General features: G+C 72.2%; 25 protein-coding genes. 12 read left to right on the forward strand and 13 right to left on the reverse strand.

All coding sequences use genetic code 11. The features are described 5' to 3' along the window. Positions 1 to 7 precede the first annotated feature (7 nt). Genes ABD437_RS26095 through ABD437_RS26110 form a run of 4 tightly spaced genes read left to right on the forward strand, consistent with a single transcriptional unit; the run spans position 8 to position 3,615 of the window. The gene (locus ABD437_RS26095) at positions 8 to 1,159 is read left to right on the forward strand and encodes a sensor histidine kinase (protein WP_344651561.1); all 1,152 of its coding nucleotides are present in this window, start codon (positions 8 to 10) and stop codon (positions 1,157 to 1,159) included. Continuing rightward, positions 1,156 to 1,812, forward strand: coding sequence for a response regulator (locus ABD437_RS26100; protein WP_344651562.1), 657 nt, complete (start codon positions 1,156 to 1,158; stop codon positions 1,810 to 1,812). The genes ABD437_RS26095 and ABD437_RS26100 overlap by 4 nt, the downstream gene beginning before the upstream one ends. A gap of 52 nt (positions 1,813 to 1,864) precedes the next feature. Further along, complete coding sequence (locus ABD437_RS26105) at positions 1,865 to 2,407, forward strand: helix-turn-helix domain-containing protein (protein WP_344651563.1); 543 nt, start codon at positions 1,865 to 1,867, stop codon at positions 2,405 to 2,407. After that, entirely contained in the window at positions 2,404 to 3,615 is a 1,212-nt protein-coding gene (locus tag ABD437_RS26110; RefSeq protein WP_344651564.1) for an MFS transporter, read from the forward strand. Before ABD437_RS26105 ends, ABD437_RS26110 begins: the two co-directional genes overlap by 4 nt. 46 nt (positions 3,616 to 3,661) lie before the next feature. Here the strand turns inward: ABD437_RS26110 and ABD437_RS26115 are convergent, their stop codons facing one another. The 4 genes from ABD437_RS26115 to ABD437_RS26130 all read right to left on the reverse strand — a co-directional run bounded on the left by ABD437_RS26115 (position 3,662) and on the right by ABD437_RS26130 (position 6,439). Beyond that, a complete protein-coding gene (locus ABD437_RS26115) occupies positions 3,662 to 4,753 on the reverse strand; it encodes an SPFH domain-containing protein (protein WP_344651565.1) in 1,092 nt (363 codons plus the stop codon). Then, the gene (locus ABD437_RS26120; RefSeq protein WP_344651566.1) at positions 4,753 to 5,187 is read right to left on the reverse strand and encodes an NfeD family protein; all 435 of its coding nucleotides are present in this window, start codon (positions 5,185 to 5,187) and stop codon (positions 4,753 to 4,755) included. Before ABD437_RS26120 ends, ABD437_RS26115 begins: the two co-directional genes overlap by 1 nt. A 67-nt stretch (positions 5,188 to 5,254) precedes the next feature. Next, entirely contained in the window at positions 5,255 to 6,076 is an 822-nt protein-coding gene (locus tag ABD437_RS26125) for a DUF3097 domain-containing protein (RefSeq protein WP_344651567.1), read from the reverse strand. A 216-nt stretch (positions 6,077 to 6,292) separates the two neighbouring features. Then, positions 6,293 to 6,439, reverse strand: coding sequence for a GPGG-motif small membrane protein (locus ABD437_RS26130; RefSeq protein WP_157018194.1), 147 nt, complete (start codon positions 6,437 to 6,439; stop codon positions 6,293 to 6,295). Positions 6,440 to 6,544: 105 nt separating this feature from the next. Between ABD437_RS26130 and ABD437_RS26135 the strand changes: the two genes are divergently transcribed. Then, the gene (locus tag ABD437_RS26135; RefSeq protein WP_344651568.1) at positions 6,545 to 7,339 is read left to right on the forward strand and encodes a hypothetical protein; all 795 of its coding nucleotides are present in this window, start codon (positions 6,545 to 6,547) and stop codon (positions 7,337 to 7,339) included. A 146-nt stretch (positions 7,340 to 7,485) separates the two neighbouring features. On the opposite strand, the gene ABD437_RS26140 is transcribed toward ABD437_RS26135, so the two are convergent. The 6 genes from ABD437_RS26140 to ABD437_RS26165 all read right to left on the reverse strand — a co-directional run bounded on the left by ABD437_RS26140 (position 7,486) and on the right by ABD437_RS26165 (position 13,201). After that, positions 7,486 to 8,463, reverse strand: a complete 978-nt coding sequence (locus tag ABD437_RS26140; RefSeq protein WP_425558244.1) for a ferrochelatase — start codon at positions 8,461 to 8,463, stop codon at positions 7,486 to 7,488. A 118-nt stretch (positions 8,464 to 8,581) separates the two neighbouring features. Further along, positions 8,582 to 9,361, reverse strand: coding sequence for an enoyl-ACP reductase FabI (fabI, locus tag ABD437_RS26145; protein WP_344651570.1), 780 nt, complete (start codon positions 9,359 to 9,361; stop codon positions 8,582 to 8,584). A gap of 20 nt (positions 9,362 to 9,381) precedes the next feature. Further along, on the reverse strand, positions 9,382 to 10,086 hold the full coding sequence (locus tag ABD437_RS26150; protein WP_344651571.1) for a beta-ketoacyl-ACP reductase: 705 nt from the start codon (positions 10,084 to 10,086) through the stop codon (positions 9,382 to 9,384). 54 nt (positions 10,087 to 10,140) lie between these two features. After that, positions 10,141 to 11,091, reverse strand: a complete 951-nt coding sequence (locus ABD437_RS26155) for a VWA domain-containing protein (RefSeq protein WP_344651572.1) — start codon at positions 11,089 to 11,091, stop codon at positions 10,141 to 10,143. Next, on the reverse strand, positions 11,088 to 12,092 hold the full coding sequence (locus ABD437_RS26160; protein ID WP_425558236.1) for a DUF58 domain-containing protein: 1,005 nt from the start codon (positions 12,090 to 12,092) through the stop codon (positions 11,088 to 11,090). The genes ABD437_RS26155 and ABD437_RS26160 overlap by 4 nt, the downstream gene beginning before the upstream one ends. Continuing rightward, entirely contained in the window at positions 12,089 to 13,201 is a 1,113-nt protein-coding gene (locus ABD437_RS26165; RefSeq protein ID WP_344651573.1) for an AAA family ATPase, read from the reverse strand. Before ABD437_RS26165 ends, ABD437_RS26160 begins: the two co-directional genes overlap by 4 nt. 210 nt (positions 13,202 to 13,411) lie before the next feature. Between ABD437_RS26165 and ABD437_RS26170 the strand changes: the two genes are divergently transcribed. Genes ABD437_RS26170 through ABD437_RS26180 form a run of 3 tightly spaced genes read left to right on the forward strand, consistent with a single transcriptional unit; the run spans position 13,412 to position 15,734 of the window. Then, positions 13,412 to 13,597: a hypothetical protein gene (locus ABD437_RS26170; RefSeq protein WP_344651574.1), complete on the forward strand. Its 186-nt coding sequence runs from the start codon at positions 13,412 to 13,414 to the stop codon at positions 13,595 to 13,597. Between the two features lie 35 nt (positions 13,598 to 13,632). Further along, positions 13,633 to 14,139 (forward strand): PH domain-containing protein, encoded by a 507-nt coding sequence (locus ABD437_RS26175; protein WP_344651575.1) that lies wholly within the window; start codon positions 13,633 to 13,635, stop codon positions 14,137 to 14,139. Continuing rightward, positions 14,136 to 15,734, forward strand: coding sequence for a PH domain-containing protein (locus tag ABD437_RS26180; RefSeq protein WP_344651576.1), 1,599 nt, complete (start codon positions 14,136 to 14,138; stop codon positions 15,732 to 15,734). The genes ABD437_RS26175 and ABD437_RS26180 overlap by 4 nt, the downstream gene beginning before the upstream one ends. On the opposite strand, the gene ABD437_RS26185 is transcribed toward ABD437_RS26180, so the two are convergent. Both ABD437_RS26185 and ABD437_RS26190 read right to left on the reverse strand, forming a co-directional pair. Then, positions 15,686 to 16,828 (reverse strand): phosphatase PAP2 family protein, encoded by a 1,143-nt coding sequence (locus ABD437_RS26185; protein WP_344651577.1) that lies wholly within the window; start codon positions 16,826 to 16,828, stop codon positions 15,686 to 15,688. The two genes, ABD437_RS26180 and ABD437_RS26185, sit on opposite strands and share 49 nt — an antisense overlap. A gap of 46 nt (positions 16,829 to 16,874) precedes the next feature. Then, the gene (locus tag ABD437_RS26190; RefSeq protein WP_344651578.1) at positions 16,875 to 17,651 is read right to left on the reverse strand and encodes an SIR2 family NAD-dependent protein deacylase; all 777 of its coding nucleotides are present in this window, start codon (positions 17,649 to 17,651) and stop codon (positions 16,875 to 16,877) included. Between the two features lie 155 nt (positions 17,652 to 17,806). Here ABD437_RS26190 and ABD437_RS26195 point away from each other — a divergent pair, with 155 nt between their 5' ends. Together ABD437_RS26195 and ABD437_RS26200 are read left to right on the forward strand one after the other, a co-directional pair. Further along, complete coding sequence (locus ABD437_RS26195) at positions 17,807 to 18,268, forward strand: thioesterase family protein (RefSeq protein ID WP_344651579.1); 462 nt, start codon at positions 17,807 to 17,809, stop codon at positions 18,266 to 18,268. After that, positions 18,265 to 19,080 carry an MBL fold metallo-hydrolase gene (locus tag ABD437_RS26200; RefSeq protein WP_344651580.1) on the forward strand — a complete coding sequence of 272 codons (816 nt, stop codon included), beginning with the start codon at positions 18,265 to 18,267 and terminating at the stop codon, positions 19,078 to 19,080. Before ABD437_RS26195 ends, ABD437_RS26200 begins: the two co-directional genes overlap by 4 nt. Here ABD437_RS26200 and asnB read toward each other — a convergent pair. After that, a complete protein-coding gene (asnB, locus tag ABD437_RS26205) occupies positions 19,077 to 21,008 on the reverse strand; it encodes an asparagine synthase (glutamine-hydrolyzing) (RefSeq protein WP_344651581.1) in 1,932 nt (643 codons plus the stop codon). The genes ABD437_RS26200 and asnB overlap by 4 nt on opposite strands. A gap of 88 nt (positions 21,009 to 21,096) precedes the next feature. On the opposite strand from asnB, the gene ABD437_RS26210 reads away from it, so the two are divergent. Continuing rightward, a complete protein-coding gene (locus ABD437_RS26210; protein ID WP_344651582.1) occupies positions 21,097 to 22,566 on the forward strand; it encodes an aminopeptidase P family protein in 1,470 nt (489 codons plus the stop codon). 82 nt (positions 22,567 to 22,648) lie between these two features. After that, a complete protein-coding gene (locus ABD437_RS26215; protein WP_344651583.1) occupies positions 22,649 to 23,074 on the forward strand; it encodes a hypothetical protein in 426 nt (141 codons plus the stop codon). Positions 23,075 to 23,110: the final 36 nt, after the last annotated feature.

The following is a 23,110-nucleotide window of genomic DNA, read 5'->3' on the forward strand; positions in this document are numbered from 1 at the left end:
GCCGGGCATGTGGGAGTCGGCTCGGCGTCTGGTGCTGCGGCCCTGGCGAAGCCTGGACGTGGTGACGCGCGACGCCGTCCTCGCGGCCGGGTTACTCCTCGTCGCGTACCTGCCCACGGCGTCCGGCCTCGGCATGGACCTGGCGGAGTTCTCGGCCCACCGGCCGGCCGACGTGTTCGCGACGCTGCTGATCGTCGCCATGTGCCTGCCGCTGGTGCTGCGCCGGGTCGCGCCGATCCTCTGCGCCGCGCCGGCGTTCCTCGCGACCGCGATCCACCAGAGCCTCACCTACCCGCGCACCGCGGCCAGCCTCGCCGTGCCGATCGCGCTCTACAGCCTGGGCGCGTACCAGCTGCGTCACCGGCGGGTGCTGGCGGTCGCGCTGACCGCGGCGTACGCAGTGTTCGCGCTGGTGATCGCGCAACGCGGAGCGACCGGGCCGGCGTTCTCGTACGTCACGTTCTACGCGGTGCTCACGGTGGCGTTCGTCGTCGGCGACTGGATGCGCAGGCAGCGCGACACCGCCGAGGCGTTGCGGACCGCGAGCGTCGCCGCGGCGCTGGCGGCCGAACGCGCGGTGATCGCCCGCGAGCTGCACGACGTGGTCACCCACCACGTCACCGCGATGGTCGTGCAGGCCGACGCGGCGGCGTTCCTGATCGACGCCAAGCCGCAGAAGGCGGCCGAGAGCCTGTCCACGGTGAGCGGCACCGGCCGGCAGGCGCTGACGGAGTTGAGAGCGCTGCTGCAGGTGATCGATCCGGCCGAGGACGCCAGCCGGGAGCCGGCCGCCGGAAAACTGGAGGATCTGATCGAACGCACCCGCGCGATGGGCCAGCCGATCGAGTTCGTCACCGACGGGGGCGACGTGGTGCTGGCGCTGCACCGGGTGGTGCAGGAGGCGCTGACGAACGCGGTGAAGTACGCCAACGGGTGCCCGACCGTGGTCCGGGTCGAGCACTCGACGTCGGCCGTCACGGTGGAGGTCACGACCACCGGCACGGCGACGATGGCCGGCGGAGCGGCGTCGAGCGGGCGTGGCCTCACCGGCCTGCGTGAACGGGTGGCGGCCTTCGGCGGCTCGTTCGAGGCCGGGCCCACCGCCGACGGCTTCCGGGTCCGCGCGTCGGTCCCGGCCACGGCCGAGGTGGCCGCATGACCCGGGTGCTGGTCTGCGACGACCAGGCGCTGATCCGCACCGGTTACGTCACGATCTTCGACGCCCAGGACGACTTCGAGGTCGTCGGGGAGGTGGGCGACGGGGCGGCGGCGGTGGCGGCCGCGCGCGAGCTGCGCCCGGACGTCGTCGTCATGGACATCCGGATGCCGGTGCTCGACGGCATCGAGGCCACCCGGCAGCTGGCCGGGCCCGACGTCGCCGACCCGGTCCGGGTGCTGGTCGTGACGACGTTCAACCTCGACGAGTACGTCTACGAGGCGCTCCGGGCCGGGGCGAGCGGGTTCCTGCTCAAGGACAGCCCACCGGCCGAGCTGGTCGGGGCCGTGCGCACGATCGCGGCCGGCGAGGCGCTGGTGGCGCCCTCGGTCACCCGCCGGCTGATCGGCCACTTCGGAGAGCGCCTCCGACCGGTCGACGCCGGCGCGTCGCGGCCCGCCGTGCTCGCACCACGCGAGGCCGAGGTGCTGACGCTGATCGCGCAGGGCATGTCGAACGCCGAGATCGCGGCGGCGTTGGTGCTCAGCCAGGAGACCGTGAAGACGTACGTGTCGCGCATCCTCACCAAGCTCGACCTGCGCGACCGGGTGCAGGCCGTGGTGTACGCGTACCGGAACGGCATCGTCAGCGCCTGAGTTTCCAATAACTGTTTGACACCCCGGGTTCCCGTAACCCATAGTTTCCAACATGCCTTTGGAACCGGATCGGGTCACCGTGCTCCGGGTAGCCGCGCACCCCCTGCGGCTGCAGATCCTGTCGTTGCTCACCGGCGCCGCGATGACCGCGACCGAGGTGGCCGACGAACTCGGGATCACCCACGCCAACGCCAGCTACCACCTGCGCAAGTTGCTCGTGCTGCCGTCCGTCGTCGTCGAGCACGAGGGCGGCCCCGGCCGGGGCGGCAGCAAGCGCTACCGGTACGACGTCTCCCGCGAGCGTCCGGCCGGAGGGGCCACCGGTCCCCGCACCCCGGACGAGGTGGACGCCCAGCGCGGGGCCTACCTGGTGCTCGCCGAGGAGCTGAGCCGCCGGGCCGGCCTGCTGGCCCCCGAGGGACCAGGAGCCCAGACCGACGCCGAGGTGTGGGTGACGCCGGAGGACTGGGAGCGGGTCGTGACCGCGGTGCGTACGGCGTCCTACGCCCTGCACGAGGCGGCGAAACCGCCGCGCTCCCCCGGCACGGTGCGGGTCAACGCCACCGTCGCGCTGTTCCGGATGGTGCAGCCGTGAACCCACTGCGCCACGCCGCCTACCGGCGCCTGCTGACCGGGCGCACGATCACCACCGCCGGCAACGCGGTCGCCCCGATCGCGCTGGCGTTCGCGGTGCTCGACCTCACCGGCTCGGTCTCGATGCTCGGCCTGATCGTCGGGGCCCGGTCGCTGGCGAACGTCGCGTTCCTGCTGCTGGGCGGCGTGCTCGCCGACCGGCTCCCGCGCCCGCTGGTGCTGGTGGGCTCGAACCTGCTCAGCGGCGCCACCCAGGCCGTGGTCGCGGCCCTGGTGCTGATGGACGTCGCCCACGTACCCGTGCTCGTCGCGCTGTCCGCGCTCAACGGGGCGCTGTCGGCGCTCAGCCTGCCGGCCACCGCCGCCCTGACCCCGCAGACCGTGCCGGGCGACGTGCTGCAGCAGGCCAACGCGGTGATGCGGATCGGGGCGAACAGCGCGCTGATCGTCGGATCGGCGGCCGGTGGTGCGCTGGTAGCGTTCGTCGGCCCCGGCTGGGGGCTGGCCGTCGACGCCGCCTCGTTCGTGCTCGCCGGCCTGGTCTTCGTCGGCCTCCGTGTGCCGCACGTGGCGTCCGCGCCGAGCGGGAACATCGTCGCGGACCTGCGCGAGGGCTGGGGCGAGTTCACCGCGCGCACCTGGCTCTGGGTGGTCGTCGTCGCGTTCACCGTGATCAACGCGACGATCGGCGCGATGCAGGTGCTCGGGCCCGCGGTGGCCGACGACACGATCGGGCGCGGCGGGTGGGGCGCGGTGCTCGCGGCCCAGACGGCCGGGTTCGTGGTGGGCGGCGTGCTCGCGCTGCGCTCGCGGTTCCGGCGGCCGCTGCTGGCCGCGATGCTGTTCATGTCCCTCGAGTCATTCTTCCTGGTGGGGCTGGGCGTCGCGCCGTACCTGCCGCTGCTGCTCGGGCTGGGGTTCCTCACCGGCATCGGCGTCGAGCAGTTCAGCGTCGCCTGGGAGACCGCGATGCAGCAGCACGTCCCGGCCGACAAGCTGGCCCGGGTGTACTCCTACGACATGCTCGGGTCGTTCCTGGCGATCCCGGTCGGCGAGGTGGTGGCCGGCCCGATCGCCGGGGGCGTCGGCATCAGCGCGACGCTGCTCGGCGCCGCCGCCCTGAGCTTCACCGCCGCCCTCCTGGCCGCCGTCACCCCGAGCGTCCGCCGCCTCCGCCGCGCCGAAGCGCCGGCACCGGCCGCGGCATGACACGGCGCCCACCCCCGACCGCGGGGTGGGCGCCGTGGCGCGTGGATCAGCGCGGGCCCTCCAGGCCGAGGTTGCCGGCCGGGGCTCCCGGCGTGCTGCTCGTGGCGTCGGCCACGGCTTTGGCGGCTTCCCGGGCCGCCGCCTCGGCTTCGGCCTCGGCCGCCGCGGTCTGTTCGGGTGTGGCCGCGCTCGGCGGAGCCGGGGGCGCGGGCGGCGTCGGCGGCGCCGGGGGCTTCGGGACCATCCCGTTCTCCGACGCGGCCGCGCCCGGGTTGAACGCGCGGCCGAAACCGTCGAGGGCCTTGCCGAGCTCGGCCGGGACGATCCACACCTTGTTCGCGCTGCCCTGCGCGATCTGCGGAAGCATCTGCAGGTACTGGTATGAGAGGAGACGCTCGTCGGGGTTGCCGGCGTGGATCGCGGCGAACACCGTCTCGATCGCCCGCGCCTGGCCCTCGGCCTGCAGCACCCGGGCTTCCCGGTCACCCTGCGCCCGGAGAATCGCGGACTGCTTCTCGCCCTCGGCGGTGAGGATCTGCGACTGCTTGGTGCCCTCGGCGGTCAGGATCGCGGCGCGGCGGTCACGCTCGGCGCGCATCTGCTTCTCCATCGAGTCCTGGATCGAGTGCGGCGGATCGATCGCCTTCAGCTCGACCCGGTTGACCCGGATGCCCCACTTGCCGGTGGCCTCGTCGAGCACGCCACGCAGCTGACCGTTGATCTGATCGCGGCTGGTGAGCGTCTCCTCGAGGTTCAGGCCACCGATGACGTTGCGCAGCGTGGTGACCGTGAGCTGTTCGATCGCCTGGATGTAGTTGGCGATCTCGTAGGTGGCCGCCCGCGGGTCGGTGACCTGGAAGTAGATCACCGTGTCGATGCTGACGACGAGGTTGTCCTCGGTGATCACCGGCTGCGGCGGGAACGAGACGACCTGCTCACGCAGGTCGATCAACGGGCGGACCTTGTCGATGAACGGCACCACGACGGTCAGGCCCGGTGTCAGCGTCCGGCTGTAGCGGCCCAGTCGTTCGACGACGGCCGCGCGAGCCTGCGGAATGATCCGCACCGCCCGGCCCAGGACGAACAGGACCACCAGAATGATGATGGCGAAAACAATGAGCAGCGCGGCGTTGTCCATCAGGGCACCCTCCAGACGAGCGCGGTCGCGCCCTTCACTTCCACTACCTGGACCGTCTGGCCAGGTTCGATCACCTGCGTGCTGTCGTAGGCGCGAGCGGTCCACTGCTCGCCGCCGATCTTGACCAGCCCGTGGTGCTCGTCGACCGCTTCCAGCACCAGTGCGTTGGCGCCTTTGACCGCTTCGATCCCGTGTTTCACCGGATCCTGGGCGACCTCGAGTTTTCGTTTGGCCAGCGGACGTACGACAACCAGCGACGCCACCGAGACCAACGCGAACACCAACGCCTGCACGAGCAGCGGGCTACCGACGCCCGCCGCGACGGCAGCCGCCAGCGCGCCGCTGGCGAACATGACCAACACGAGGTCGAGAGAGAAAATCTCGGCAACGAGCAGCCCGACACCGACGATCAACCAGATCACCCAAGCGCTCACCCTTTGAGCATCCCACGCTCGTGCACAGTGGCAACTTCACGCTTTGGTGACGAAAAAGACGGTCAGATCACGAGTCGCCGTAAACGTCGGCGGTGACGTGGTCGATGAGGCGCTCGACCGCGCCGAGCAGCTCGGTCTCCAAGTCGGCGTAGCTGTGCACGCTGCGCTGGATCCGGCGCCACATCTCCTGGGGGTCCTCGACGCCGAGCGCGTCGCAGACACCCTGCTTCCAGTCCTGGCCCTTCGGGACCGTCGGCCACGCCCGGATGCCCACCGCGGCCGGCTTGACCGCCTGCCAGATGTCGACGAAGGGGTGGCCGGTGATCAGCACGTGCGGCGAGCTGACCTCGGCGACGATGCGGCTCTCCTTGCTGCCCGGCACCAGGTGGTCGACGAGCACGCCGAGCTTGCGGTGCCCGCTCGGGGAGAACGCGCGGATCAGCCCGGGGAGGTCGTCGATGCCGTGCAGTGGCTCGACGACGACACCCTCGATCCGGAGATCCTCACCCCAGACCCGTTCGACGAGCGCCGCGTCGTGCACACCCTCGACGTAGATGCGGCTCGCCTTCGCGACGCGGGCCGGAACACCGGCCACCGCGATCGAGCCGGACGCGGTCCGCTGCGGTGTGACCGGCGCGTTCGACGTCGGGCGGGTCAGCGTGACCGGCTCGCCGTCGACGAGGAACGCCGCCGGTCCGAGCGGGAACACGCGCCGGTTGCCGAACCGGTCCTCGAGCGTGACCGCGTCCTTGGCGCAGGAGATCACGGCACCGCAGAAGCCTGAGTTGGCGTCTTCGACGACGAGGTCGGGCTCGGCCTCCACGGTCGGGATCGTGCGGCGTTTGCGCCAGTCCCCCGCGAGAACGTCTCGGTAGTCCTTGCTGCGCACGGGCCGCACCGTAGCGAACCTCCCGGCTCGGTGGTCGGAGGCGCGCCGTGGCGCGACGCGGTCCGGTGTGGACACGAAAGATCCCCCGGGCGGCTGGGTGCCGCCGGGGGATCGGAGTGGGGGTTGGGGGTGGTGGGGATGGGGGAATCGACCCCGCGGGGGGTCGAGGGGGCGCCGTGTCCTGGGGCCGGTTCTGCCCGGCCGGCAGGACACGGCTCAACCGAAGATGCTGTAACCGCCGGGGCCGACGAGCAGGCCGACGACGATCAGGACGATGCCCCAGAGGAGGTCGCCCCGGACGATCCGGAAGATGCCGTAGATCACGAGGATCGCCGCGATGATGGTGAGCAGGATGCCGATCATGCGGGATTGGTTACCGGTGCAACGGAACTCTAAACCGGACCCACATCACGCTTAACCACCGCCGGACGGGGGCATAGTCGAAAGCCGGCCGGATAGGCTCGTCGGGTGCTTCCCCGCGGCTCCGACCAGCAAGTCCCGGCCCCTCCGGGCCTGCGCAGCGCCACCCTCGCCGCCTGGGCGCGCGCGTGGCGCGCCGGCCTGGTCTCGTTCGACGAGGTCCTCGACGAGACGACCGGCGACGAGGACCACCTCGTGCGCCACCCGGACGGAACCGAAGACTCACTCTCGTCAGCTTTGGTAGCTTTCGCGAAGGTTTCCCCCGACGACGTGCGGGTGGTTCTCCCCGCCGCCGGTGACCCGCGCGGCCTGCCCGGCCCCGGCCCGTTCACCTCGGCCGCGCTGCTCGCCGGCGAAGGCGTCGTGCTGGGTACCTCCGGTCTGGTCCCGGAGGCCGAGCCCAACCCGCACCTGCACCCGGACGACCGGTGGGCGGGCACGTGCTGGCTGGCCCAGCCGCTGCCGCCCGCACCGGCGCCGGTCGAACCGCTCACGCTGGCCGAGGCCGACCACGACCTGACGATGGCGCTGACCGAGGCGGTCGGCGCGCTCCGTGACCTCGACGTCGCCCGGCTGCCCCCGGGCCTGGCGAAAGGGCTCGCCGCTCTGCGGGGTTCGGACGGCGCGGGCCCGGAGCTGCCGGCCGGCTACAGCGCCCGGGCCCGGCGCCTCTCCGCCCGCGCGACGACGATCGCCGGAGTGCTGGCGCTCGCGTCCACCGACACGTCCGGCTCGGCCGTGAACGCGTTCGAGGCGTCCGCCCGCGACGCCGCGTTCCGCCCGCTGGCCACGGCCGCGCGCCGGGCCCGCGCCGCGGCGATCAACTCCCCGCTGGAGCGCTGACCCGCGGCTTCCCGGGCCCCTACGACGGCGTCCCGGGCCCACGACGGCGTCCCGGGCCTACGACGGCGTCCCGGGCCTACCCGGGCCGCGGTAGGCCCGACGAGCCGTCGTAGCGCCGGGAACCCGCAGCGCCGGAGCAGCGGTGGTCAGCTCGCCGGCCGACCGGCCGGGCGCACCGGCGCGGGGCAGCAGCCCGGGACGCACGACGGCCCGGACGCGTCCCAGGGTGCCAGCCGGCGGCCCGACGACGACGCGTACAGCCGCTCGGTGACCAGCTCACGCACCATCGTGACGAACCGCGGGTCGGTGCCCGGCGTCGCGGCCCTGGCGAACCCGAGCCCCAACCCCGACGCCGTCCGGGCCGCCTCGTTGTCGAGGTCCCAGATCACCTCGAGGTGGTCGCTGACGAACCCGATCGGGCTCACCACCACGTCGGTGACGCCCTCGGCGGCCAGCGCACGCAGGTGGTCGTTCACGTCCGGCTCGAGCCACGGCACCTGCGGCGGCCCGCTCCGCGACTGCCAGACCAGGTCCCACGACAGCTCCGGCGCGGCCGCGGCCGCCACCAGCCCGGCCACCGTGCGCAGCTGCGCGGAGTACAGGCCGCCGTCGGGCCCGGAGGCCGCGTCCATCGACGTCGGGACGCTGTGCGCGGTGAACACGATCCGGGTGGTGCCCCGCGACCCGAGCGAGGCCAGCGCGCTCGCCACCGCGTCCACATGGGGCTCGACGAACCCCGGGTGGTCGTAGAAGTGACGCAGCTTCTCCACCGCCGGTGCACCGTCGCCGACCTCGGCCCGGGCGCGCACGATGTCGTCGCGGTACTGCCGGCACGAGGAGTACGACGAGTAGGCCGACGTCGCGAACGCCAGCGCCCGCTGGACGCCGTCCGCGCGCATCTGACGCAGCGTGTCGGCGAGCATCGGGTGCCAGTTGCGGTTGCCCCAGTACAGCGGCAGATCGACGCCGTTGGCCGCGAACTCCTTGCCGAGCGCGGCGAGCAGCTCGCGGTTCTGCTCGTTGATCGGCGAGACCCCACCGAAGTGGTGGTAGTGCTCGGCGACCTCGGCCAGCCGGGCGGCCGGGACACCCCGGCCGCGGACGACGTTCTCCAGGAACGGCATCACGTCGTCCGGCCCTTCCGGGCCTCCGAAGGACAGCAACAGCACAGCGTCGTACGAACCGGTCACGCGTCGATCCTCCCACCGCGCGGGAGGATCGGCGCGCCGAGCCGGCCTCCGCTCACAGCGCGCCGAAGCCCACCGCGTGGAACCCGCCGTCCACGTGCACGATCTCGCCGGTCGTGGCCGGGAACCAGTCCGACATCAGCGCCACGCACGCCCGGGCGGCGGCCTGCTGGTCGTTGAGGTCCCAGCCGAGCGGAGCCCGCGGGCCCCACGCCTCTTCCAGCTGGTTGAAGCCGGGGATGCTCTTCGCCGCGATCGTCCGCAGCGGACCGGCCGCGACCAGGTTCGCCCGGATCTTGCGCGACCCGAGGTCACGCGCGAGGTACCGGTTGGCCGACTCCAGGCCCGCCTTGGCCACGCCCATCCAGTTGTAGGCCGGCCACGCCTGGGTGGCGTCGAACGTCAGCCCGACCAGGGAACCCCCGGTCTCGGGGATCAACGGCAGCGCCGCCTCGATCAGCGACTTGTACGAGTACGTCGACGCGTGGATCGCGGTCGAGACGTCCTCCCAGGGCGCGTCCATGAACGGCGCACCGAGGCAGGAGGCCGGCGCGAACCCGATCGAGTGCAGCACCCCGTCCAGCCCGTCGACGTGCTCGCGCACCCGGTCCGGCAAGGCCGCGAGGTCCTCGGCCGACGTCACGTCCAGCGGGATGACGGGAGCCGGCGAGGGCAGCCGCTTCGCGATCCGCTCCACCAACGACAGGCGCCCGTAGCCGGTCAACACGACGGTCGCGCCCTGCTCCTGCGCCAGGCGGGCCACCGAGAACGCGATCGACGCATCGGTGATCACACCGGTGACGAGGATGCGCTTACCTTCCAACAAGCCGGACACCCGGCCCCCTTTATCTAGAGTTAGTGACCCATACCGAGGCCGCCGTCGACCGGAATCACCGCACCGGTCACGTACGCCGCCGCATCCGACGCGAGCCAGGTGACCGCGCCGGCGACCTCGGCCGGCTGGGCGTAGCGCGCCAGCGGCACCTGGGCGAGGATTTCCTTCTGCCGCGCCTCGGGCAGCTGCGCGGTCATGTCGGTCTCCACGAAACCGGGCGCGACGACGTTCGCGGTGATGTTGCGCGACCCCAGCTCACGCGAGATCGACCGGGCCATCCCCACCAGGCCGGACTTGGACGCCGCGTAGTTCACCTGGCCGGCCGAACCGGTCAGGCCGACGACCGACGAGATGAAGATGATGCGCCCGAACTTCTTGCGCAGCATCTTCGACGACGCCCGCTTCGCGACCCGGTACGCGCCGGTGAGGTTCGTGTCGAGCACCCGGGTGAACTGGTCCTCGGACATGCGCAGCAGCAGCGTGTCGTCGGTGATGCCGGCGTTGGCCACCAGCACCTCCACCGGGCCGTGGGCCTCCTCGACGGCCGTGAACGCGGCCTCCACGTCCTCACCCGACGTGATGTCACATCGGACACCGAACAGCCCGTCCGGAGCGCCCGACCCACGGTGCGTGATCGCGACCTTGTCGCCCTGCGCCGCGAACGCCTGAGCGATCGCCAACCCGATCCCCCGGTTACCGCCCGTGACCAGAACACTGCGAGACACCGATACCTCCGAAGACGCGACCACCTGGCCCGCCGAGGCTACCGGACGAGCAGCTCAGGGCAGCCGCGACGTCCACAGCAGGCTCATCGCCGCGCCCGCGAACCCGAAGATCAGCGCCGCTCCGACGAACCACTGCGTGATCTCGCGCGGCGTCGTCCGGTAACCGATCGAGCTGCCGAGATCCCGGTAGACGTCCTTGAGCTGCTGGGCCGTCACCGCGGAGTAGAACCGGCCGTCGGTCTGCTGGGCGATCGCCTGCAGCGCGTCCCGGTCCACCGGCACCGGCGTCCGGGTGCCGTTCAGGTCGACGATGCCCTCCTGGGTACCGAACGCGATCGTCGACACCGGCACCTTCGCGGTCGACGCGGCCTTGGCGGCCTCCTCGTTCGGCCGCCCGAACGTGGTGTAACCGTCGGAGAGCAGGACGATCCGCGCCGGCGGTGCGCCGCTGGCCCCGTCCGCCGGCACCGACTGGATGGCTTGCAGCGACGCGTAGATCGCCTCGCCGATCGCTGTCGACTCCTGCAGCTCCAGCCCGTCGATCGCGGACCTGATCTGCGCGTGGTCCTTCGTCGGCGACACCACCACGGTGGCGGTCTTCGCGAACGAGACCAGCGACAGGTTGTAGCTCTCCGGCAGCTCCTCGACGAACTGCTTGGCCGCCGCCTTGGCCGCCGTGATCCGGTCCGGGTCGACGTCGGTGGCCTGCATCGACAACGAGACGTCGAGCGCGAGCACGATCGTCGCGCGCTCCAGCGGCTGCCGGACGTCGGTCGACGGCTTGGCCATCCCCAGCGCCAGCACCAGCAGGCACAGCAGGAACGCGGTCGCGCCCAGGTGCCGCCGCCAGCCGGGGGCCTTCGGCGCCACCGACTTCAGCAGCGCGACGTTGGTGAAGCGGACCGCGTACGTCCGCCGGTGCAGCTGCACCCAGACGTAGGCGGCGGCCAGCAGCGCCACCGCCACCAGCAGGAGCAGCCACCAGGGGTTGAGGAAACGGATCATCGGGTGGTCCCCCTGCTTCGCCCGCGCCGTTGCGCGGCCACGAACCGGACGATGTCGAGCAGCCAGTCGGAGTCGGTGGACAGCCGGAGGTGCGCCGCACCGGCCCGGCGCAACGCACCGGCGATCGCACCCCGCTGGGTCGCGGCCGCGTCCGCGTAGGCCTTCCGCACCTTGGCGTCGGTGGACACCTCGTGCACGGACCCGCTCTCCGGGTCGACGACGGTCAGGACGCCGACCGCGGGCAGCGAGAGCTCGCGGGGGTCGACGATCTCGATCGCGAGCACGTCGTGCCGGACGGCCAGCTTCTTCAGCGGCCGCTCCCACGCCGGTTCGCCCGGCGAGTCGGGCTGCACGATGTCGTCGGTGAGGAAGTCCGAGATCACCACGGCCTGCCCGCGCCGGCGCGGTGGCCGGTTGAGCGCGTCGATCGCGTCGGCCAGGTAGTCGGCGTGGTCGGCGGTGCCGCCGGCCGGCGCGCGTGGCGTCAGCGCGACCCGGCGCAGCATGCCGTGCGCGTTCACCCGCCCGGGCCGGGCCGCGAGCCGTTTCAGCGACTCGCCGTTGGTCACCACCGCACCCACCCGGTTCCCGCCGCGGACCGTGAGGTGCCCGATCGCCGCGGCCGCCGCGATCGCGAGGTCACGCTTCTCGCACCGGGCCGTGCCGAAGTCCAGGCTGGCCGAGAGGTCGACGCAGAGCCACGTCTCGAGCTCGCGGTCGGAGATCGTCTGCCGGACGTGCGGCACGGTGGTACGCGCGGTGACCGGCCAGTCCATCCGGCGGACGTCGTCGCCCGCGCGGTACTCGCGGCTCTCCCCCGCCTCGCTGCCGGGGCCGGGCAGCAGCCCGAGGTAGTCGCCGAGCAGCAGGCCGTCGAGCTTGCGGGTGATCGTCAGCTGCAGACGCTTGAGCACCGCCTCGGCCGCCGCGGTCTCCGCGACGAGGTCCGCGGCGGTCGCCTGCGCCGGCGCCGGGGTCGCGCGCCGCGCGAGCCGAATCACGCCGGCCGCTCCCCGGCGTTGCCCGACGCCGTGGGCCACGAGGCCGGCTGCTGCGCGGCGAACGACGCCACCGGCACGGCCGGTGACCCGGGCGCCGACGACATCGGCCGCGGATCGGCCTGCTGGCGCGGCGAGACCGTCGGCAGCGGCACGGTCTCGAGCACCCGCTGGACGATGTGCTCCGGCGGGACCCCGTCGGCGATCGCGTCGTAGGAGAGCACCAGGCGGTGACGCAGGATGTCCGGCGCCAGGTCCACGACGTCCTGCGGGAGCGCGTAGTCGCGGCCACGCATCAACGCGAGCGCCCGGGTGGCGGCCACCAGGCCGAGCGACGCCCGCGGCGACGCGCCGTAGGAGATCCACTGCGCGACGTCGGGCAGCCCGTGCTCGGCCGGCGTGCGGGTGGCGAGCACCAGCCGCACCGCGTAGTCGACGAGCGCGTTGTGCACGAACACGTTGTCGGCCGTGGTCTGCAGCCGCAGCAGCTCCTCCGGGCTGAGGATCGTCTCCGCCTCGGGCGGGTTCACCCCCATCCGGTAGACGATCTCCCGCTCCTCCATGTCGGTGGGGTACCCCACGACGACCTTCATCAGGAAGCGGTCGCGCTGCGCCTCGGGCAGCGGGTAGACACCCTCCTGCTCGATCGGGTTCTGCGTGGCCAGCGTCAGGAACGGGGTGGGCAGCTTGTACGTCTGCCCGCCGATCGAGACCTGCCGCTCGGCCATCACCTCGAGCAGCGCCGACTGGGCCTTCGCCGGCGCCCGGTTGATCTCGTCGGCCAGCAGGAAGTTCGCGAACACCGGCCCGAGCTCGACGTCGAACGCCTCGCTGCTCGGCTTGTAGATGCGGGTGCCGAGGATGTCGGCGGGCACCAGGTCGGGCGTGAACTGGATGCGGGCGAACGTGCCGCCCACCACCCGGGCCAGCGTCTCGACCGCGAGCGTCTTGGCCACGCCGGGCACGCCCTCCAGCAGGCAGTGCCCGCGGGCGAGCAGGCAGACCAGCATCCGCTCGACCATTCGGTCCTGACCGACGATGACCCGCTTCACCTCGAACAAGGTCCGCTCGAGCTGGGTCGCGTCTTCCGCCGGTGTGTGCTGCTCGGACACCGATCGCCTCCGCCAGGTTCTCGTCCGCCGGGTTTGTCGGCTCCTACTCTGCCAGGCGAAAGCGACTGGTCGCCTTTTGCGGCACCGACTGACCAATCGTGAACAGATTTCGGATCTGGACAGCGGCTGCACGGCGCGGTGTAAGATTCAGGCGACGTCAGGCGGCTTCCCCCGTGGTCGCCTGGCGTCGCTTTGTGTCTAGAGGTAGAGATGACTGTTTGTTCAGCCAAGGGGTGCAGCCAGGAGGCTCAGCACCTCGTCGTCTGGCGGAACCCGAAGATCCACACGGCTGATCGCCGCAAGACGTGGACCGCGTGCGACGAACACCGCGAGCACCTGTCGAACTTCCTCGACCTGCGTGGTTTCCTGCTCGGGGTCGAGCCGCTGACGCGCTGAGGGCCGTATTCGGCGTTCACCACTAGTCTGAACGTATGGCTGCCCCCGTATCGACGAACCCGGCGCTCTGGCCGGAAGACGCTCCCTGGCAGCCGGTCAGCCCCCGCCTGGCCTGGGTCCGGCGGGCCGGACTGCTGACGATGCTGGTGCCGGTCCTCGCCGCCGTCGCGTCGACCGCGATCTGGACCGACGTCACCTGGCTGCCCTGGACGATCGCCGTCCTCGGCCTCGGCGCGCTCGGCTGGGGCCTGTTCGCGGTCAGCCGCAGCGTGCGGTCCTGGGGATATGCCGAACGCGACGACGACCTGCTGGTGCGCCACGGCATCCTCGTGCGCCGGCTGTCGGTGGTGCCCTACGGGCGGATGCAGTACGTGGACGTGAAGGCCGGGCCGCTCGAACGCGCGCTGGGCATCGCCACCGTCCAGTTGCACACGGCCGCCGCGGCCTCCGACGCGGCGATCCCCGGCCTGCCCACCGAGGAGGCCGCCCGCCTCCGCGACCGTCTGGCCGCCCTCGGCGAGGCCCGGGCCGCGGGCCTGTGACCAGCCCTCATCCGCCGGTCTCCGGCGCGACGAACGATGACGCGCCGACCGGGCCCGTGCTCGCTCCGGCGGCGGCCGACGGTGAGTTCCGGCGGTTGCACCCGCTGAGCCCGTTGATCCGGGGCGCGCGGGGCATCGGTGTCGTCGGGGCACTCGTCTCGTACCAGGCGTGGGGCAACGCGGGCTGGCGCGCGGTCGCGATCGCGGCGGCCGTGATCGTGCTCGGCTGGTTCGTCGTCGCCTGGATCGCCTGGCGCTTCACCGGCTTCCGGGTCGCGGCCCGGGAACTGCACGTCCGCGACGGCATCCTCTCCCGCCGCCAGCGGACGATCCCGCTCGAGCGCGTCCAGGCCGTCGACGTGGTCCGCCCCGCGCTGGCCCGGCCGTTCGGGCTGGCCGAGGTGCGGATGGAGGTCGTCGGCGGCGGCAAGGACGCCGAAGCGCCGCTCGCCTACCTCACGGTCGGCGAGGCCGAACGGCTCCGGGTGCACCTGCTGCGCCTGGCCGCCGACGCGGGCGCACCGGCCCGCCCGGTCGCGGCCCCCGATGCCGACGCCGACCGGCCGGCCGACGCACCGGCGGTGACCACCGCGGTCGGCGGCCTGTTCGTGGTGAACCACAAGCGGCTGATCCTCTCCCAGCTCCTCACGTTCAACACGCTCTCGGCCCCGTTCCTGCTGGTGTTCCCGATCCTCGAGTTCACCAGCGAGGACCCGTCGACCGCGACCGTCTTCACGTTCGTGTCCGGCATCGTGGGCCTGATCCAGGTGCCGGTACGCCGGCTGCTCGGCGAGTGGGGGTTCACGGTCGGGCGCGACGCCGACGGCCTGCGGGTCCACCGGGGCATGCTCGACGTGCGTAACCAGACCGTGCCGATCTCACGGATCCAGGCGGTGCGGATCCGGCGGCCACTGCTGTGGCGGCCGTTCGGCTGGGTGCGGATCGAGATCGACGTCGCCGGGTACGGCGAGGGCGGGGAGCAGGAGAGCGGGCGCAGCGCGCTCGTGCCGGTCGCGTCGGCCGCGGAGGCGTTCGCGGTGCTGCACGCCGTGCTCCCGACCGTGCCGGAGGCCGGGCCGGACGCGCTCGGGCTCACGCCGGCGCCGCCGCGGGCCCGCCGGCGCGCACCGTTCCAGCACCGCCGGCTCGCGTACGCGATCACCGACGTGGCGCTGGTGACGCGGTCCGGGTGGCTGACCGCGCGGCACGACGTCGCGCTGTTCGCCCGCGCGCAGAGCGTCCGGATCTCGCAGGGGCCGTGGCAGCGGGCGCTCGACCTGGCGTCGGTGCACCTCGACCCGGCCGGTGGCCACACCACGCCGACCGTGCTCCACCAGGCAACCGCGGACGCCGGCCGGGTGGCGACCAGGCTGGTGGACCTGGCCCGAGCGCACCGCACCGGGGCCACCGACACCGGGGCCACCGACACCGGGGCAACAGACACCGGGGCCACCGACACCGGGGCCAACGACGCCTTCTCGGGCCTACCGCACCTTCTCGGGACGACGCGGGCCGGGGAGAGCCCGGAAACCCGTCGTGACCCCGATTACCCGCGGTCGGAGGCCTCGGAGCCGGACGAGCCGCGCACGGACTGACGCTCCGCGTCCCCCGGCGGGATCGCGGGGGCCGCGCCCACCTCCGCGGCCGCGGCGTCGGCCGAGGCCGCGTCGCTCGCCGCCGGAGCGGCCGGCGCCGCCGCACGCAGCAGGGACTCGGCCGCCTCCCCGACCCGGCGCCCGCTGCGCCGGGCCCACCAGCGCTCCGCCAGCCACACCACCAGGTACACGATCGCCACGTAGCTGTACCCGACGATCGCGTCGATGATGTAGTGCTCGCCGGTGTACACCAGCACCAGCGACATCAGCACCGGGTAGGCCAGCAGCAGCGGGATCCAGCGCTTCTTCACGCGCGTCAGGAAGAACGCCACCGCGCACATCGCGAACGCCGAGTGCAGCGACGGCATCGCCGCGACCGGGTTCGACATCGACTGCCCGACCGCCAGCAACTTCGAGCCGCCGTGCAGGCCGATGGCCTCCCAGCCCCGCCCGGACATCCGGACGACCTCCTGCGCGATGTACCCGTGCTCGTGCGCCCACCAGGGCGGCGCGGCCGGGTACACGAAGTACGTGACCAGCCCGGCGGCGGTCAGCGTGAACCAGCGCCGCATGAACGCGCCCCACAGCGGCCGGCTGCGGAACCACAGCACGGCCGCGATCGTGAGGCACACCACGAAGTGGGAGAAGTACGTGAACGACGCCAGCACGTCCCACCAGTGGATCCGGTCGGCGTCGTAGAGGTGTTCCTGCGCCCAGAGCGTCGGCAGCGTGCCGCCGAACAGCCACTCGTCGGCGTGGATCATCTCGGTGACGTGCGGCGCGGTGCCGTTGTCGGCCAGGCCGCGGCTGAAGTCGTACGCGACCAGCAGCAGGACGATCGGGATCCAGTCGCGGGCGAACCCGAGGTGGTAGCGCCACGGCTGCTCGGGCCGGAACGCGATGGTGCCCATCCAGAGCCAGATCGCGGCGAGCATCGGGTCGGTGGGCAACCCGACGAAGTACCAGTACACCGCGAACGCCACGGCGAACACGGGCACCGACACCCGGCGGCTGGAGAACAGCTCACGCAGACGACTCGTCGTGCCGGGCTTCGGCTCCGGTGGCGGCTGGGTGGCGGTGTCCTCCAAGATCACCCGGACGAGGGTACAGCCGCCCGGCACCCCACCGGACGGCCGGAGTTCACCCCGCGGACGCCGTGCGTGACGAGTCGCCCCCGATCAGCCGCGGCAGCAGCGTGCCGAGCGGCTCGGAGAGCTTCGCGTCCGCGACCTGGTCGTACGGCGTCGGTTCGGCGTTCAGGATGACGATCTTCGCGCCCTGCTTCTTGGCGACGTCGAGCAGGCCGGCCACCGGCTGCACGGACAGCGACGTGCCGATCGCGAGGAAGAGGTCACAGTCCGCGGCGGCGGCCCTGGCCTTCGCGAACACCTCGGGCACCAGCGGCTGGCCGAACGAGATCGTGCCCGCTTTGAGGATGCCGCCGCAGCGCAGGCAGGCCGGGTCCTCGTCGCCGCCGGCCACCCGCTCGAGCGTGTCGGACATCGCGAACCGCGAGCCGCACGAGAGGCACTCCACCTCGTAGAGCGACCCGTGCACCTCGATCACCAGGTCCTCGCTGGTGCCGGCGAGCTGGTGCAGCCCGTCGATGTTCTGGGTGATCACCGCGCGTAGCCGCCCACCGGCCTCCAAGTCGACGAGCGCGTAGTGCGCCGCGTTCGGTCTGGCCGTCCAGGCCGCGTGCGCCCGGCGGATCTGCCAGGCCTCCCGCCGGATATCGGGATCGGACACATAGTCCCGCAACGTGAACAGGCGCTGAGCGCCCGGATTGCGGGTCCACAAACCATTGGGTCCACGAAAGTCTGGAATGCCGCTATCGGTACTGATTCCCGCACCTGTCAGTGCGGTCACCCGATTTGCGTCCGCGATCCAGCCCGCGACCGCCTGCCCGTCCCTCATGCGCACAAACGCTATGCGTACACGACGCCGAGGGCCAGCCGTACGTGCGTGTCCGGTGGACGTCAGTCGTCGAAATTTCTGTGCCGAGACCACCGGGGTCCGGGCACCGGCCCTCCCGCGGGTCGCGATCCGGGCCACCGCATAGGCTTCGCGGCATGTACCTGCCGCTGGGGCTGACCGGTCGGGCCGCACTCACGGTGACCGATGCCGACACCGCGGAGGCCGTCGGGTCCGGTGACGTCCCGGTGCTCGCGACACCACGGCTGTTCGCGCTGGCCGAGTCCGCCACCGTCGACGCCGTCCGCGCGGCGCTGCCCGCGGAGATGACGTCGGTCGGCGTCCGGGTGGAGCTCGCCCACCGGCTGCCGACGCCGGTCGGCGCGACGGCCACCGCCACCGCGACGCTGGAGACCGTCGACGGCCGCGCGCTGCGGTTCACGGTGGTGGTCCGCGACGACGTGGACGCCGTCGAGGCGCCCGACGGGCGGGTCGTCGCCGAGGTCACGGTGGAGCGCGCGGCGATCGACCGCGCCCGGTTCCTCGCCCGGCTGCCGAAGGCCGAGCGGTCCGACGATCAGCGCGGCGGGATCCCGGCCGCGAACGAGGGAGTGCGATGACGACCGACTGGGTCGAGGTGGCCGACCGGGTGCTGGTGTGGCGCCAGCCCGTGCTGGACGTCAACGCGGTGCTCGTGGTGGGCGGCGCGGGCGCGCTCGTCGTCGACACGCTCTCGACGGACGCGCAGGCGCGCGAACTGGCCGACGCCGTCCACCGGGTCACCCCGCTGCCCTGGCGGGTCGTCAACACCCACCACCACTTCGACCACTGCTACGGCAACGCGGTGCTGGCCCCCGAACCCGGCACCGAGATCTGGGCCCACACCGAGTGCGTCGCCCGGTACGAGCGCTGGATCTCCGCCGACGGCGGCGCGGCCCGGGTGGCCGAGGTGGCCGCCGAGTACCCGTCGATCCCGGACGTGCGCGGGGTCACGCTGCGCGGCCCGAACCGTCCCGTGTCCGGCGAGGCCACGCTCGACCTCGGTGACCGCCGCGTCGACCTGCGTCACCTGGGCCGTGCCCACACCGACAACGACCTGGTGGTCGTGGTGCCCGACGCCGACGTCGTCCTGGCCGGCGACATCGTGGAGAACGGCGCCCCGCCCTCGTTCGACGACTCGTGGCCGCTGGAGTGGGCCGGCACGGTCGCCGCGCTGGTGGAGCTGGCGCCCGGCACGGTGGTACCCGGCCACGGCGTCGCGATGAGCCTGGACGAGGTCAAGGCCCAGCACGCCGACCTGACCGCCCTCGAGTGGGCCTGCCGGGACGGGTGGCGCGACCACGCGCCCGCCGCCGAGGTGGCCGCGAAGGCTCCGTTCGCGTCGCCGCTGGCCGTGGAACGCGCCTACGCCTTCCTGGACGGGAAGCTCTAGCGCTGCCGCACCGCCCGCTTCGTCAGCAGCGCGGACTCGGCCGGCGCCGGGCGCGGATCGATGCGGCCCTCGACGAAGATCGAGTGCCAGACGCAGAACACCAGCACGGTCCACACCTTGCGTGAGTTGTCGGCGTCCCCCGCCCGGTGCGCCTGCAGCAGCTGGTCGACGTACTGCAGGTCGAGCAGGTCGTCGGCCTTCGAGTCGGCCAGGATGCCGCGGGCCCAGTCGAACATGACGCCCTTGAGCCACACCCGCGTGGGCACCGGGAAGCCGAGCTTCGGCCGGTTGACGATCTGCGGCGGCACGACCTGCTCGAGCGCCTGACGCAGCGCGAACTTCCGGATGCCCTTGCTGGTGACCTTCAGCTCCTGCGGGATCCGGCGGGCGACGTCGAACACGCCGATGTCCAGGAACGGCACCCGGCCTTCGAGCGAGTGGGCCATCGTCATCCGGTCGGCCTTCACCAGGATGTCGCCGCGCAGCCAGGTGAACAGGTCGATGTACTGCATCTGGGTGACCTCGTCGAGGTACGCCGCGTCCCGGTAGTGCTGCTCGGTGACGTCGGTGTACTGGAACGCCGGGTCGTAGTGGCGCATCAGCTTCTGCTTCTCGGCCTCGGTGAACATCCGCGCGTTGCCGTAGTAGCGCTCGGCCAGCGGCGTCGTGCCGCGCTCGAGGAAGCTCTTGCCCTTCACGCCCTCGGGGATCACCTTGCTGACCGCGCGCAGGCCCTTCTGCAGCGGGTCGGGCAGCGACGTGATCGGCTTGAGCGAGAGCGGCTCGCGGTAGATGCCGTACCCGCCGAAGAACTCGTCCGCGCCCTCCCCCGAGAGCACCGCGGTGACCTGCTCCGACGCCTTCTTCGCGACGAAGTACAGCGGCACCAGCGCCGGGTCGGCCACCGGGTCGTCGAGGTGCCAGACGATCCGCGGCAGCGAGTCCATCATGTCGTTCGCGGTGATCAGCGCCGGGATGTTGCGCACCCCGAGCCACTTGGCCGACTGCTCGGCGACCGTGATCTCGGAGTACCCGTCGACCTCGTAGCCGGCCGTGAACGTCAGCAGGTCGGGCTTGTGCTCGCGGGCCAGCGCGACGATCGCGGTCGAGTCGATGCCGCTGGACAGGAACGCCCCGATCGGCACCTCGCTCTGCAGGTGCAGCCCGACCGACTCGTGCAGCACGGTGCGGATCTCGGCGTAGAGCCGCTCGGGGCTGTCGGTGGGCGTCGGCCGGAAGTCGGGCTTGAAGTAGCGGTGCCGGGTGACCGGCTGCCCCGGCTTCCAGGTCATCGACTCGCCGCACTCCAGGCGCTGGATGTCCTTGTGCAGCGTGCCGGGCTCGGGCACGTACTGCAGCGTCAGGTAGTAGGAGAGCCCGGCCGGGTCGAGGCCGGAGTCGCCGGACGCCGCGGCGTGCGAGAACGGCAGCAGCGCCTTCTTCTCGCTGGAGACGTAGATGCCGGTCTCGGCGGTGATGTAGTGCAGCGGCTTGATGCCGAACTGGTCGCGGGCGGCGAACGCGGTGCGCTCGAACCGGTCCCAGATGATGAACGCGAACATCCCACGCAGCCGGCTGACGAACTCCGGCCCCCAGTAGTGGTACGCGGCGACGATCGCCTCGGTGTCACCCTCGGTGGCGAAGCTCGCCCCCACCTCGGACAGCTGCTTGCGCAGGTCGAGGTAGTTGTAGATCTCGCCGTTGAACGTGATGACGTAGCGACCGTCGGCGTACTCGAGCGGCTGGTGCGAGTGCTCGACGTCGATGAACGCGAGCCGTTTGAAGCCGAGCACGACGTCGTCGCCGGAGACCACCACGCCGGTCTCGTCGGGCCCGCGGTGGTGGATGCTCTCCAACGCACTCGCGAGGCCGTTCCGGCGATGGGAGGCGTCGCCACAGGCGCTGACGTAGGTGAGCAGTCCACACATGGCGGCTATTTTTCCATTGCCCGCCCACTCCGTCCGCGCGCGGGCACGGGCTACTCGATCGCCGCAGGTGCGCGGTACTTTCGAGGGCATGACCGAGAATCAAATCGAGGGCGAGCTGGCCGAGACCGACCCGGCGGTCACCACCGCGAGCCACGATCTCCCGGTCCCCGAGCGGCTGGCCGAGTTCATGCGCACCGGGTGGGCCGAGCCGGTCGCCGGTCCGCGCGAGCCCGACGCCGCCGCCGCGTTCACCGCCTCCCGCCGCGCCCGGCTGGCCGAGCGCTTCCCCGGCGAGACGCTCGTCGTCCCCAGCGGCACCGCGAAGGTCCGCAGCAACGACTCCTCCTACGAGTTCCGTCCCGGCTCCGACCTGGCCTGGCTCACCACCTGCTACGAGCAGGACGCGGTGCTGGTCGCCGGCCCGGAGAGCACGACGCTGTACGTCCGGGTCCGGGCCTCGCGGGAGTCCGACGAGTTCTTCCGCAGCCGCGGCGGCGAGCTGTGGGTCGGGGCGCGCCGGTCGGCCGACGAGTGGTCCGCCGCGCTGGGGGTGCGGTGCGTCTCGCTGGACGAGCTGGACAAAACGCTCCGGGAGCTCGACCCCGCTACCACCCGGGTGCTGCGCGGGTACGACCCGACCGTCGACGCCGCCGTGCCCGCCACCGACGACGGGCTGCGTGACGGACAACTGGTCGCCGCGCTCAACGAGCTGCGCCTGGTGAAGGACGAGTGGGAGATCACCCAGCTCCGCGACGCCGTCGACGCGACCGTGCGCGGGTTCGCCGACGTGGTCCGCGCGATGCCGGCCGACCGCGAGTCCTCCGAGCGCCTGGTCGACGGTGTGTTCGGGCTGCGTGCCCGGCACGACGGCAACACCGTCGGGTACGGCACGATCGCCGCCGCCGGCGCGCACGCCTGCACGCTGCACTGGTGGCGCAACGACGGCGTCTGCCGTCCCGGTGAACTGCTTCTCCTCGACGCCGGGGTCGAGAACCGCCACCTCTACACCGCCGACGTCACCCGCACCGTGCCGGTGAACGGGCGGTTCTCGCCGGTCCAGCGCCGGGTGTACGAGGCGGTGCTCGCCGCGCAGGAGGCGGGCATCGCGGTGATCCGGCCGGGCGTGTCCTGGCGGGAGATCCACCGTGCCTGCATGCGGGTGATCGCGGGCGCGCTCGCCGAGTGGGGCCTGCTGCCGGTGTCGGCGGCCGAGTCGCTCGACGACGAGGTCGGGCTGCACCGCCGGTGGACGCTGCACAGCTCCGGGCACATGCTCGGGCTCGACGTCCACGACTGCGCGAAGGCGCGGGCGGAGACCTATCTGGATGGTGTGCTCGCGGCGGGCAACGTCCTCACCGTGGAGCCGGGCCTGTACTTCCAGCCCGACGACCTGACCGTGCCGGCCGAGTACCGCGGCATCGGCGTCCGCATCGAGGACGACGTGCTGGTGACCGCGGACGGCGCCGAGGTGCTGTCGGCGGCGCTGCCCCGGGCGGCGGACGAGGTGGAGGCGTGGATGGCGGCCGAGCGGGCCGCCGGGCTCCGGCTTCCCGGTTAACGGGCGGTTTCGAAGTTAAGGATGGTGTAGGAACGCGCCCAGGATGGGGTTTGCGAGCCCCGGACGTGGTCAGATTGAAGGCGTGCGTGCCTCGTCCTGGGCCTTACCGGTCCTCTCCGTAGTCTCCCTGCTGGTGATCGGCGGGTCCGTCGCCTATGCGGAGGTGACGGGCGCGAAGCCGCACGTCACCGAAGCGGCGGCCGAGAACGACGACTCGGGCGCCGAGCCCGCGGCGGGTGACCCGGCCGCGGCGGTGTCGTTCCAGGTGTGCGCGAAGGGCAACTACGCCACGTACGTCGTGCTGCCCGACGACGCCAACAAGAAGAGCGCGACCGCGCAGCCCGGCAAGTGCGTGACGCAGGCGCTCGCGGACGAGGAAGAGCACAGCGTCAAGATCTACGGCCTCGAGGGCACGACGCCGTTCGAGGTGGGCGAGGACGAGATCGGGGCGGACGGCAAGGTCACCGCGACCGGCACGATCGATTCGCCCGATTACACGACGGAGTAAACCGTTCATCAGGGCATGAAACGGGCACGCTGAGGG

It is taken from the genome of Cryptosporangium japonicum, from assembly GCF_039524755.1.
Lineage (GTDB): Bacteria > Actinomycetota > Actinomycetes > Mycobacteriales > Cryptosporangiaceae > Cryptosporangium > Cryptosporangium japonicum.